Origin of the sequence: Streptomyces sp. NPDC046465 (assembly GCF_040646035.1) — a bacterium.
Lineage (GTDB): Bacteria > Actinomycetota > Actinomycetes > Streptomycetales > Streptomycetaceae > Streptomyces.
Genome location: NZ_JBEYZK010000014.1, coordinates 177,116 through 188,891, shown reverse-complemented (window position 1 = coordinate 188,891; position 11,776 = coordinate 177,116). Strand labels below are relative to the sequence as shown.

12 protein-coding genes are annotated in these 11,776 nt (G+C 71.4%); 6 read left to right on the top strand and 6 right to left on the bottom strand.

The features are described 5' to 3' along the window. The first annotated feature begins 3 nt into the window (after positions 1 to 3). On the top strand, positions 4 to 924 hold the full coding sequence (locus ABZ953_RS23035) for a hypothetical protein (RefSeq protein ID WP_361726810.1): 921 nt from the start codon (positions 4 to 6) through the stop codon (positions 922 to 924). Here ABZ953_RS23035 and ABZ953_RS23030 read toward each other — a convergent pair. Beyond that, positions 902 to 1,048: an SCO1431 family membrane protein gene (locus ABZ953_RS23030; protein WP_361726808.1), complete on the bottom strand. Its 147-nt coding sequence runs from the start codon at positions 1,046 to 1,048 to the stop codon at positions 902 to 904. The genes ABZ953_RS23035 and ABZ953_RS23030 overlap by 23 nt on opposite strands. A 222-nt stretch (positions 1,049 to 1,270) precedes the next feature. Between ABZ953_RS23030 and ABZ953_RS23025 the strand changes: the two genes are divergently transcribed. Beyond that, positions 1,271 to 2,779, top strand: a complete 1,509-nt coding sequence (locus ABZ953_RS23025; RefSeq protein WP_361726806.1) for a M1 family metallopeptidase — start codon at positions 1,271 to 1,273, stop codon at positions 2,777 to 2,779. An 81-nt stretch (positions 2,780 to 2,860) separates the two neighbouring features. Continuing rightward, the gene (locus ABZ953_RS23020) at positions 2,861 to 3,046 is read left to right on the top strand and encodes a CsbD family protein (RefSeq protein ID WP_361726804.1); all 186 of its coding nucleotides are present in this window, start codon (positions 2,861 to 2,863) and stop codon (positions 3,044 to 3,046) included. Positions 3,047 to 3,253: 207 nt separating this feature from the next. Here ABZ953_RS23020 and ABZ953_RS23015 read toward each other — a convergent pair whose 3' ends face one another. Together ABZ953_RS23015 and ABZ953_RS23010 are read right to left on the bottom strand one after the other, a co-directional pair. Next, a complete protein-coding gene (locus ABZ953_RS23015) occupies positions 3,254 to 3,403 on the bottom strand; it encodes a hypothetical protein (protein ID WP_361726802.1) in 150 nt (49 codons plus the stop codon). After that, positions 3,400 to 3,603 carry a hypothetical protein gene (locus ABZ953_RS23010; RefSeq protein WP_361726800.1) on the bottom strand — a complete coding sequence of 68 codons (204 nt, stop codon included), beginning with the start codon at positions 3,601 to 3,603 and terminating at the stop codon, positions 3,400 to 3,402. Before ABZ953_RS23010 ends, ABZ953_RS23015 begins: the two co-directional genes overlap by 4 nt. Before the next feature lie 243 nt (positions 3,604 to 3,846). Between ABZ953_RS23010 and ABZ953_RS23005 the strand changes: the two genes are divergently transcribed. Beyond that, positions 3,847 to 4,449 carry a hypothetical protein gene (locus tag ABZ953_RS23005; protein ID WP_361726798.1) on the top strand — a complete coding sequence of 201 codons (603 nt, stop codon included), beginning with the start codon at positions 3,847 to 3,849 and terminating at the stop codon, positions 4,447 to 4,449. A 96-nt stretch (positions 4,450 to 4,545) separates the two neighbouring features. Here the strand turns inward: ABZ953_RS23005 and ABZ953_RS23000 are convergent, their stop codons facing one another. After that, on the bottom strand, positions 4,546 to 5,937 hold the full coding sequence (locus ABZ953_RS23000; protein ID WP_361726796.1) for a peptidase C39 family protein: 1,392 nt from the start codon (positions 5,935 to 5,937) through the stop codon (positions 4,546 to 4,548). Between the two features lie 205 nt (positions 5,938 to 6,142). Here ABZ953_RS23000 and ABZ953_RS22995 point away from each other — a divergent pair, with 205 nt between their 5' ends. Both ABZ953_RS22995 and ABZ953_RS22990 read left to right on the top strand, forming a co-directional pair. Continuing rightward, positions 6,143 to 6,802, top strand: coding sequence for an AAA family ATPase (locus tag ABZ953_RS22995; RefSeq protein ID WP_361726795.1), 660 nt, complete (start codon positions 6,143 to 6,145; stop codon positions 6,800 to 6,802). Positions 6,803 to 7,259: 457 nt separating this feature from the next. Continuing rightward, complete coding sequence (locus tag ABZ953_RS22990) at positions 7,260 to 9,194, top strand: AAA family ATPase (RefSeq protein WP_361726793.1); 1,935 nt, start codon at positions 7,260 to 7,262, stop codon at positions 9,192 to 9,194. Positions 9,195 to 9,214: 20 nt separating this feature from the next. On the opposite strand, the gene ABZ953_RS22985 is transcribed toward ABZ953_RS22990, so the two are convergent. Together ABZ953_RS22985 and ABZ953_RS22980 are read right to left on the bottom strand one after the other, a co-directional pair. Beyond that, on the bottom strand, positions 9,215 to 10,300 hold the full coding sequence (locus ABZ953_RS22985; RefSeq protein ID WP_361726791.1) for a hemolysin family protein: 1,086 nt from the start codon (positions 10,298 to 10,300) through the stop codon (positions 9,215 to 9,217). Beyond that, positions 10,297 to 11,652, bottom strand: a complete 1,356-nt coding sequence (locus ABZ953_RS22980; RefSeq protein WP_361726789.1) for a hemolysin family protein — start codon at positions 11,650 to 11,652, stop codon at positions 10,297 to 10,299. The genes ABZ953_RS22985 and ABZ953_RS22980 overlap by 4 nt, the downstream gene beginning before the upstream one ends. Between the last annotated feature and the right edge of the window lie 124 nt (positions 11,653 to 11,776).

Sequence of the window (11,776 nt, the reverse complement as noted above, 5' to 3'; positions counted from 1 at the left end):
GGCATGATCCAGATTCAGGCCGCCCTCTTCTGGGCGTACGCGATCGGCGCGACGTTCGCCGTCTCGGCCGGGCGGCAGCTGCAGGTGTGGGAGCGGATCAACGCGGGCGAGGGGCCGCGCACCCGCAGCCGGGCCGCCAACCCCTATCTCGCCCTCACCACCCTCTTCGCCGCCGTCCTGCTGGTGCCGACCGGCCTCTTCTTGTTGTGGCAGAACCCGTCCTGGGCGACCATGCACGTGGCGGAAGGGCCCGACGACGTGTGGGCGGGGTTCGTGCTGTTCTACGCGGGCGGGATCCCGGTGGCCGCGATCCTCGGGTTTTTGGTGGCGCAGGCGCTGGTGCTCGTGGGCGCGGGCTACTGGGCGTACCTGAGCTGCGTCGGCGGGTACTTCCTGCTGTTCGGCACGTGGATCCACGGCTGGGACGGCAGCGGGTACGAGCGCTTCCTGTCGTCCGGCGCCGGGGACTTCGCCGACTGGCCGCGGGACAGCGTCATCAACCACGTACTGGACTTCCTGACGTCCGGGACGTTCCTCGCGCTGCTGCTCTTCGGGGCCGCGGTGATCGGCACCATGCTGGTGACCGAGATCGGCTGGCTCATGGAGGGCTGGTCGCTGCCGGGCGCCGACGAGGACCGCAAGGTGCAAAGGCTCCTCGCCGTCGTGATCGCGGCGGCCGGGGTCTACGGGCTGCCGTTCGTGGGCGCGCTCTTCGCCAGCGTGCTGGTGCGCCTCGTCGGCGGCTGGCTCGGCCTCCCGCTGTTCGCGGTGGCGGCCGGTGTGACGCTGCTGCACCGGCGCTCGCCGGTGCGGTGGCTGTACGGGCTCGTGGGGGTGCCGGAGCGGCACTGGCGGGCGGGCCTTGAAGAGCCCGACCGCACCGGCGGTCAGGAGAGCGGCGTCACATCAGGCCGATCTGGGTGACGAGCATCGCGAGGACCACGACGAGGGTCCAGCCCGCGAGGTGCTCAAGGAGCTTCGGCCCGTCTTCCTCGGGGCCGCCGGTGCGGGCCTTGGCGCGGACGGCGGTGGCAGAGGTCGCAGTCATGTCTTCTCACTGACGTTCGTCTGGCAGGTGACTTCCCCCCAGGTGATCCCTCGCGTTCGCACGCCGGACGGGATCCCTCTCCACCATGCCAGCAGAAGCGGCTTTCGCGGGAGAGACCTTGCTCACCCCACAACTCGGACACGGCACCGCGCGTCTACCTACGGACGGCGGGGTGTCTCCCCCGTCCGTATCCGCGTGCACCGTACGACCGAGAGGTTTCCGATGAGCACGAACCGGACGACGCCGCCCCGCTCGCGCCGCAGAGCGCGGCTCGTTCTCGCGGCCGCGATCACCGCGGCGGCCGCCCTGACCGCACCCGTCTCGCAGGCCGCACCGGCCGCCGCCGAGAAACCGGCCACCGCCGAGAAGCCGTCGCCGGGCGCGCCCGGCCTCGGCGACCCGATGTTCCCGCTGGACGGGAACGGCGGCTACCAGGTGGACCGCTACTACCTGGACTTCGACTGGCAGGCGCCCAGGACCCCGTTCGAGGCGACGACGACGATCAAGGCCCGGTCGACGCAGGCACTCTCGCGCTTCAACCTGGACTTCGGCGGCAACACCCTGCACACCGTCACCGTGAACGGCACCGCGGCGCTCGCCTCCCGTACCGGCGACGAGCTGACGGTCACCCCCAAGTCCCCGATAGGCAAGGGCAGTTCCTTCACCGTCAAGGTCACCTACACCGCCGACCCGACGCAGACGCGGCACCGCGACGACGCGATCGAGGACTACGGCTGGATACCCACGCCCGACGGCACGGTGGTCTACCCGCAGCCCAACGGCTCCCGGCTGATCTTCCCGGGGAACGACCACCCGAGCCAACGCGCGCCGATCACCTTCCGGATCACCACGCCGGGCGACCGCACGGCCGTCGCCAACGGCAAGCTGGTCTCGCGGACCGAACGCCCCGGCGGCCGGGTGCGCTGGACGTACGACTCCGAACAGCCGCTCTCCACCCAGCTCGTGCAGCTCGCCATCGGCACGTTCCGGCTGATCGACGGCGAAGGGCCCGGCGGCCTGCCGCTGCGCGATGTCGTCCCGGACTCGCTGGTCGAGCCGACGGCGGCGTACCGGGCCCTCACCCCCGACCATCTGAAGTGGCTGGAGGGGAAGCTCGGCCCCTACCCCTTCGACCGCTACGGCGTCCTGGTCGGCGACACCGATCTCGGCGTGGCCCTGGAGACCCAGACCCTCTCGCTCGTCCCGAAGGCGGACCTGCTCGGCACGCGGGTCGACGCCGAGCGGAACCTGGTGCACGAGCTGACCCACCAGTGGTTCGGCGACAGCGTGGCCCTCAAGAGCTGGTCCGACCTGTGGCTGAGCGAGGGGCACGCCCGCTTCTACGAGCGGGAGTACTCCGAGCAGCACGGCGGGGACAGCTTCGAGGCCGCCATGAAGACCGCCTACCAGGCCCACGACCAGTGGCGCAGGGACTACGGCGCCCCCGCCGAGCCGACCGAGCCGAACCTGTTCAAGCGCATGCGGTACGACGGCTCGGCCCTCGTCCTGTACGCGCTGCGCGAGCACGTGGGCGACGCCACGTTCCAGCAGATCGAGCGTGCCTGGGTGCGCGGCTTCAAGGGCCGTACGGCGAGCACCCAGCAGTTCGTCGACCTGGCGTCGAAGGTCGCGGGCCAGGATCTGGCGGGCTTCCTGCACCCGTGGCTGTACGGCGACAGGACGCCGCCGATGCCGGGCCACCCGGACTGGGTGGTGGACCCGGCCACGTGACCCAAGGTGAGCACATTGCCCGAAATGCGCTACTTCTCCGCATCTCATAGCGTGGGGGCATCCCCGACCAGAGGAGCCGTCATGGGCGACAACGCCATGGACAAGGCAAAAGGCAAGGCCAAAGAGATGATGGGCAAGGCCTCCGGCAATGACCGGATGGCAGCCGAGGGCAAGACCGACAAGGCCAAGGGCAAGGCGAAGGACACCGCGGACGACATGCGCGACAAGGCCGAGGGCATGCGCGACTCGTTCCGCGAGGACCGCTGACCCTGACCCCGCGCCGTGCCCGCTCTCCCGCACGGGAGGGCGGGCACGCGTGTGTCACCGGGGCCACCGGCAGGTGGACGGCGTCACCTCCGCGCCCGGACGCCCCCGCCGCCCGGACAGGCCACGTGCAGGCGAACGGTGGCACCGCCCGCCGACGCGCCGTGGATGGCATGGGTGGTGTACGGCTGACCCGGGCGGATGGGCTGATCACACCGGGCGCAGAGCATCACGGGCCTCCCGCACCTGCTGTTGCAGCCGTCTGCCCTGGGGGCAGTACGCGAGGCGTCGGCAGGGCTCGCACCGGTCGAGGTGGTCGAGGAGCCTGCCCTGCCGCTCGGCGACTCTCGCGAGCCTCACAACGCTCCCCCCGCGGCACAGCACGGGCAGGCACGGGGAAACACGTCGGCGCGGTGGTCGACGGCCACGTCCGGACGGCTGCCGAGGTCGACGGCGGTGGCGTTGTCGAGGGCGACCCCGCAGGAGACGCACGCGCGGCCGCGGCGCTGGAGGTCGCTCAGTTCCGAGCTCAGTTCCGACAGGGCTGGGGTTTGCTGCACATCCATAAGGTCCCCGCATTCGGTGATCAGGTCTGTCGTGACCGTAGAACGCGGTACCCGCCGACAGGGTGCGCGAAATGCATGTATTGGTCCCGGAACGCGTCCGAGCCTTCGGGTTCCACTCGGGTTCCGCTCGGGCCCGGCCGGGCTCTGACGCATCCTCGCTCCTCCGGACGGGGGGCCGACCTAACCTGTCGCAGTGACGCGGAACTGCCGACGACATGACGTGAGAGGCGCAGACAAGTGGGGTTGGACGGAAAGCACTTCGGAGACTGGACGCCGGTGCACGCGGCCTGGCAGACAGTGGTCGAAGGGGTCACGGGCGCGATGGCCTACATCATCGACGACCACTGGGACATCCTGGTGTACAACGCCGAGTTCAAGGCCCTCTTCCCCGGCGGCCGGACACCGACCAACATCATGCGGTGGATGCTGCTCGACGACGTGGCCCGTGAGGAGACGCTGGTGAACTGGGCCGAGGACTGGGCGCGAGGAGCCTGTCCGGCCGTCAGACGGGCGGTCACGAACCACCCGGCCGATCCCGCGCTGGTCAATCTGGCCCACGAGGTCCGCTGCCATCCCCTCGCGGGGCCCATCTACCTGGCGACCGTGGCGTCCCACGCCCTGCACCCCGACGGTGCCGTGCGGCAGATCAACCACGCCATCAAAGGACCGGGCTGGGTGATCGCGACCGCCGCCGCCCCGCTCCCGGAGATCGCCTCCCAGTTCGTGATGATGCAGTACCGGCAGGGCCCGACCCGCCCCCACCAGCCACCACCGCTGAGCACGGACACGGTGCGCAGGCGCGCGGCGCCCCGGCCCGGCCACGGCCACGGCCCCCACTGAACCGTCGGGGAGGCGCCCGCTCCCCCGCGGAGACGGGCGCCTCCCCGTCCATCGGGTCCGTCCATCCGGTCCGTCCATCGGGCCGTCCATCGGGCTTCAGCGCACCCCGACGGCGGCCAGCGCGGCACGCTGTCGCGCGGACGGTCGCGCCGGGAAGTACAGGTAACAGACGCCACCCGTGCCCGATACGACCTTGCCCGAGGCGTTGTAGCGCTTCGTTCTCAGCCAGATGTTCTCCCACTCACGCCGACGGTAGACGCGGCGCACCGCCGGATCGCTCGGCGACGCCGGGTCATTGGCGATCACGTCGCCGTCCGCCGTGAAGCCGATGACCGTCATCAGGTGGCCCGCCGTGCCGTAGCCCGCGCCCGTCAGCTCCTCCTTGAGGAACGACTGGGACGTTATGGCCGGGATGCCCGCGGCGATCAGCGTCTCGAGGTCCGTGAGCGAGGTGAGCCGGGTGACGACGCCCTGGAGGTCCTTGTACGTCGCCGCGTACGCGGCGTTGAAGGGCCAGTTGCCGCAGCCGTTGTACTGGTAGTCGAACGTACGCCGGGCCGCATGGCACACCTGCGGGTCGGCGTACGACGGGTCGACCCAGGCCAGTTCCTCGGGCGTCGGCCCGCGGCCCCAGTACTCGATGATCATCTGCGAGGACGTCGGGCTGCACCAGGCCTCGCCTCCGTTGTCGTACTCCGGATACTGGCCCGCGTGGATCTCCTGGGAGTAGCGCGGGACCTTCAGTTCCCTGGCGGGGCCCGGCTTCGACGCGGGCACCGTGAAGCGGTCGGGGACGGCCGAGGCCATCGCGCCGAGCCGCCACACCGTAGGGGTGGCGGTGGCGCCCGGCTTGCGGTGGAGCGTCAGGCGCAACTGGTACGAGACGACCCGCGGGCCCGCTGCCGCGTCGTCGACGGAGAGCGTGTCCGTCCAGACCGTCGACTTGCCGTCGGTCTGGTCGTCCACGGAGGTCCGCCGGATGTCGGTCTCCTGATTGTCGCCCGAGGTCCAGCGGCCCATCACGTACCAGGGGCTCTTCGTCCCGTCGGCGTACGTCCCGCACAGTTCGACCTGGAGCCAGGTGCCGGGCGGCGTGCGGGCGTTCCAGGACGCGATGACCTCCGTGGCGGGGACGGCGGAGCGGTGCGCGGGCGCTGTCCACCGGGCGTACTCCCAGGTGGCCGTCCTGCCGGTGTGCGGGTCGGTGTAGTCGGTGCGGCCCACGGGCTTCTTGATCCGCAGACCGGGGCGGGCGCCGGTGACGAGGGCGGTGCCCTCGGCGGTGCCGGTGCTCCAGTCCTTGAGCGAGACCCAGAAGCGGTTGTCCACGAGCCGGTCCGCGCGCGGGGCGCCGCTCCGGTCGGCCGCTCTGCCCGCGGCCAGGGCGGGTGCGGCGGTCGCCGCGAGGGCGGTCACGGCGGCGGCCGTGGCAAGGACGGATCTGCGGGAGATGTCGTCGGTACGGTCGGTTCTGCCTGCTCGGTCCATGGAGGGGACCCCCAGTCGACGTGGTTTCCGGCGGGATCCGGAAGGTCGGGTCAGGTGCACGGAAGTGGGCCAACCATGGCGGTTACCGGCCGACTTCTGCCAGCGGTCCAGGCACTGCCGTACGCACCAATATTGGCCTCAACCAATGGCATGACCTGCGACGGCGCGCGGAACACATCCTTCCGCGGTCGTACCCTTGCCGGTGATGACCGGACAGCACCCGCACGCCCCGCTCCCCGCGCTCCCCCGCCTCGCCGACGCGCTGCGCCGCCTGCCGCCCTCCTGCGGGCCCGTCCGGCTGATCGCCGTGGACGGCCACGCGGGTTCGGGCAAGTCCACGTTCGCCCGGCGGCTCGCCGAGGCGGCCGGTGACGCGCCCGTCCTGCGGCTCGACGACATCGCGAGCCACGACGAGCTGTTCGGCTGGACGGAGCGGCTGCGGCGGCAGGTCATCGGGCCGCTCTCCCGCGGGACGACGGCGCACTACGCGACGTACGACTGGCACGAGCGCCGCTTCGGCCCCGCCGACACCCCCCTGCCGCCCGCACCCGTGGTGCTCGTCGAGGGCGTCGGGGCGGGTCGCCGGGCGCTGCGCCCGCACCTTGCCGCGGTGCTCTGGATGGACGTGCCGCAGGAGGAGGCGTGGCGGCGGGGGCGCCGACGGGACGGGTCGGTCCAGAGTGACTTCTGGGACGGCTGGGAGCCCGCGGAGCTCCGGCACTTCGCCGAGGACCCCTCCCGGCCCTTCGCCGACCTCTTGGTACGACAGTGCCCAGAGGGATACCAAGTGATTACCGGGCCCCATGGGGCACCCTCAGACACACAAATTGTCACACAGAGTGATGACCCATCGGCGGTCCGCTGACCCTCCGGGAAGCCGCTTCCGTATGACCCCGCGAGTTTCCGCGAGTGCCCCAACTCTGCTTGACCCAGGGCCCTTACAGGACTTACGTTCTGAATGTGCGGTCTCAACGGACCGCCCGCAGACACGAAGCCCCCGGTTGTTCCCCCGTGATCGGGGGCTTCGTTCTGCCCTCAGCGGTCGATTTCCGGCCGCCGCGAGCCAGCATTCGCTTACCGTCGGTCACCATCCGATCGCCTCCCCGACGGCCCTTTCCGGCCGATCCGCCGGTGCGGCACCCTACGGCCGACCGCTCCTCCGCAGGTACGATGCGTATCGGTGCGCCTTTTCGGACGGCTGCTCTGCGCATCGAATCAACTCCCGTCCGCAGCACAGTCGTTCAGCGCAGTGGTTCAGCGCAGTCGCCGGCGGGCACCGGTCCGGCGGTACGCAAACGGGGGCACGGTTTGTGGGGGACCTGATGGACTTCGACGCGGTGGGCTCACCCGCCCCGGCCGACCTCGCCTGGCTGCGAGGCGTCGACGCCTACACGATGGGCGCCTATCCGCAGGCGGAGGAGGAGTTCCGGACGGCGGTACGGATGGATCCCGGGATGGCCGACGGCTGGCTCGGGCTGCACGCCCTGCGCATCGACACGACGACGGCGCTGCTGCGCATGTTCCAGCACCGCGACCGCTTCGGGGAACAGCGCACCCGCCACGCACGCGCCCTCAACTCCTGGTACTGGCTGGGCTGGTGGGTACAGCCCGTCCTGGAGAGCACGCGCGACCTGCTGCTCGCACACGCCTCGCACTGGCTCGACGGCCGTCATGTCCCGGAGCTCGACCGGGCGTTGGCGGGCCTGCCACCCGTCGACGCGGACCCGCAGGTGCGCTTCCTGCACGCCTGCCGCTCCTACCTGGTCAAGGACTGGGAACAGTTGGTGCGGCACACCGACCCGCTGATCGACGACGCGATGCTGGGCATCGAGGCCGGGCTCTTCGGCGGCATGGCGCGGGTGCGCCTGGAGACGTACGGCCAGGCCGAGCCGCTCCTGTCCGCCGCCCTGATGCGCTGCCGCAGCGAGCAGCCGCAGCGCAAGGAGCTGCGGTACTGGCTGGCCCGCGCCCACGAGGGCACCGGCCGCTCGGCCGCCGCCCTGCCGCTGTACCGCGCGGTGCACCGGGTCGACGCCTCGTTCATGGACACCTCGGCACGGCTCGCGGCGATCGCCGAGGGCGACGGGTACGACGAGGCGGCCGACCTCGCCGCCGCGATCAGCCTGACCGGTGCGGGCCAGGACATGCTGGAGGGGCCCGACGGCATCGACACACTGTTCGGCACCGGCACGGAGGGGCGTGACCTGAAGGTCACCGGCCCGGACCTGCCCACCGTCGGTATCCCGTCGGCCACCGACTCCGCTTCCGGTTCCGGTTCCGGTTCCGGTTCCGCGGGACCCTCCGACACCGATGCCGTGCGCGAGAAGGCGATCATCCCGATCAAGGCCGGTCCCCCGCAGGTGCCGCCGGGCCCCACCGACCCCGCCCTGCTGGAGGCAGCGCTCTCCGAACTGGAGGGCATGGTGGGCATGGAGCCGGTGAAACGCCAGGTCAAAGCGCTCTCAGCCCAGCTGAACATGGCGCGCCTGCGCGCCGCCCAGGGCCTTCCCGTCCAGCCGCCGAAACGACACTTCGTCTTCTCGGGCCCCTCGGGCACCGGTAAGACCACCGTGGCCCGCATCCTCGGCCGCGTCTTCTACGCGCTCGGCCTGCTCGGCGGCGACCACCTGGTGGAGGCGCAACGCGCCGACCTCGTCGGCGAGTACCTCGGCCAGACGGCGGTCAAGGCCAACGAGCTGATCGACTCGGCCATCGGCGGGGTCCTCTTCGTCGACGAGGCGTACTCGCTCTCCAACTCCGGGTACGGCAAGGGCGACGCGTACGGCGACGAGGCGCTGCAGGTCCTCCTCAAGCGCGCCGAGGACAACCGGGACCACCTCGTCGTGATCCTCGCGGGCTACCCCGAGGGCATGGACCGGCTGCTCGCCGCCAACCCCGGTCTGTCCTCGCGCTTCACGACCCGCGTCGACTTCCCCTCGTACCGCCCCCTGGAGCTCACCGCCATCGGCGAGGTGCTCGCCGCGGACAACGGCGATGTGTGGGACGAGGAGGCGATCGAGGAGCTGCGCTCCATCAGCGGGCACGTCGTCGACCAGTCCTGGATCGACGAGCTCGGCAACGGCCGGTTCCTGCGCACCCTGTACGAGAAGAGCTGCGCCTACCGTGACCTGCGGCTCTCCGGCTACCCGGGTGATCCGGGGCGCGCCGACCTGTCGACGCTGCGGCTCCCCGACCTGATGCAGGCGTACGGCGAGGTGCTCTCGGGACGGGGACCGCAGGACACCCCGGGGCTCTGACACCCCGGGGCTCCACCGGCTCAGCCCACCGAGCTGACCGCCCGAGCGGCGTCCCTGCTCCCCTCCGGCGGTGTCCTCGGCAGCGTGACCCGGTGCGCGGGGTCGCGGACCTCGCCGACCAGGAGCTCCAGGACGTCCTCAAGGGCGACCAGGCCGAGCACCCTGCCGGACGCGTCGGCGACCTGCGCCAGATGCGTCGCCGCGCGGCGCATCACGGTCAGGGCGTCGTCCAGCGGGAGTTCGGACCGCAGCACGGTCATCGGCCGCCACACCTGCTGCGGCACGGCACGGTCGGTCTCCTCCAGGTCCAGTACGTCCTTGACGTGGAGGTAGCCCATGAAGGCGCCGTTCTCCGCGCAGACCGGGAAGCGGGAGTAGCCGGTGCGGCCGGTGAGCTCTATGACCCTGGCCGGGGTCACCGATGGCCCCACCGTCACCAGCGACGCCCGGTCGAGCAGGACGTCGGTGACCGGGCGCGAACCCAGCTCCAGGGCGTCCTCCAGGCGCTCCTGCTCGACGGGGTCGAGCAGTCCCGCCTGGCCCGAGTCCTCCACGAGGCGGCCCAGCTGCACGCTGGTGAACACCGCCTCGACCTCGTCCTTGGGCTCCACCTTGAACAGCCGCAGGACGAGCCGCGCACAGGCGCCGAGCGCCACGGTCACCGGACGGCACAGCCGCGCGAAGGCGACCAGACCGGGGCTGAACCAGAGGGCGGTCTTCTCGGGGGCCGCCATCGCGAGGTTCTTCGGGACCATTTCGCCGACGACGAGGTGGAGGAAGATGACGACGGCGAGCGCGATCACGTAGCCGAGCGGGTGGATCATGCCCTCGGGCAGCTGCGCCGCCTCGAAGACCGGCTCCAGGAGGTGGGCGACGGTCGGCTCGGCGACGGCACCGAGCGTCAACGAGCAGACGGTGATGCCGAACTGGGCGGCCGCCATCATCTGCGGCAGGTGCTCAAGGCCGTAGAGGACCTGGCGGGCCCGCTTGGTGTCCAGCGGCTCGATCTGGCTGCGGCGCACGGAGACGAGCGCGAACTCCGCGCCCACGAAGAAGCCGTTGGCGAGCACGAGCAGGACGGCGAAGAGAAGTTGCAGCAGGCTCATCGCAGGGCCTCCGCGGCAGTGCCCGCGCCGTTGTGGGCGGCACCGGCCTCCTGGACGCGGACGAGTCGCACCCGCTCCGCGCGGTAGTGGCCGACCTGGCGCACCGAGAGCCGCCAGCCCGGGAGTTCGGCCCGGTCACCGGGGGCCGGGATGCGGCCGAGCAGATCGGCGACGAGACCGGCCACCGTCTCGTACGGCCCCTCGGGCACGTCGAGTCCTATCCGCTGGAGCGTGTCGACCCGGCAGCTGCCGTCGGCGTCCCACGCGGGCCCGCTGTCCTCGGCCGGCGCCACGCAGAGCTCGGGCAGGTCGAAGCGGTCGTGCTCGTCGCGGACTTCGCCGACGAGTTCCTCGACGATGTCCTCCAGGGTCACGACGCCCGCCGTGCCGCCGTACTCGTCGACGACGACGGCTATCGGCTGTTCGCTGCGCAGCCGCTCCAGGAGGGGCTGCACGGGCAGCGTCTCGGGGACGAGCAGCGGGGGCTGCGCGATGCGGCGCACGGGCGTCCTGAGCCGCTCGTGGGCGGCCACCGCGAGGGCGTCCTTGAGGTGCACCATGCCGACGATTTCGTCGATCCGCTCGTTGTAGACGGGGAAACGGGACAGGCCGGTGGCGCGGGTCAGGTTCACCACGTCCTCGGCGGTCGCCGAGGACTGCAGCGCGCTGACCTTCACGCGCGGCGTCATGACGTGCTGCGCGGTCAGCTCGCCGAGGGAGAGGGTGCGCACGAACAGGTCGGCGGTGTCCTGCTCCAGGGCACCGGCCTGGGCCGAGTGCCGGGCCAGGGAGACCAGTTCACCGGGGGTGCGGGCCGAGGCCAGCTCTTCGGCGGGTTCGACGCCGAGGGTGCGCACCAAACGGTTGGCCACGGTGTTCAGGAGGGCGATCACGGGCCGGAAGAGCCGCGCGAACACGTGCTGCGGGCCCGCGACGAACCGCGCGACCTGCAGCGGCCTTGACACCGCCCAGTTCTTGGGCACGAGCTCGCCGATCACCATTTGCACGGCGGACGCGAGCAGCATGCCGACCACTACGGAGACACCGCCGACACCACCCTCCGGCACGCCGACGGCCGTGAACGGGCCCGCGAGCAGACGCGCGAGGGCCGGTTCGGCGAGCATGCCGACGACGAGCGAGGTGATGGTGATGCCGAGCTGGGTGCCGGAGAGCTGGAAGGACAGCTCCTTGAGGGCGTTGACGACCGTACGAGCCCGTCGGTCGCCGTCGGCCGCGGCCTTCTCCGCGTCCGGCCGCTCCACGGTGACGAGGCCGAACTCGGCCGCCACGAAGAAGCCGTTCGCGAGAATCAGCAGGAATGCCGCCCCGAGAAGCAGCAGGGGCACTGTCATGCCGCCGCCTCTCCGGTCGTGCCGGTCCCGGTATGCCGGGAGGGGGCGGCGCAGGTACTACAGGACGATCCGTCCATCGCCGGAGGGAGTCACTCCTCGGGTAGCAGGAGCCCCTGGGAGCCGG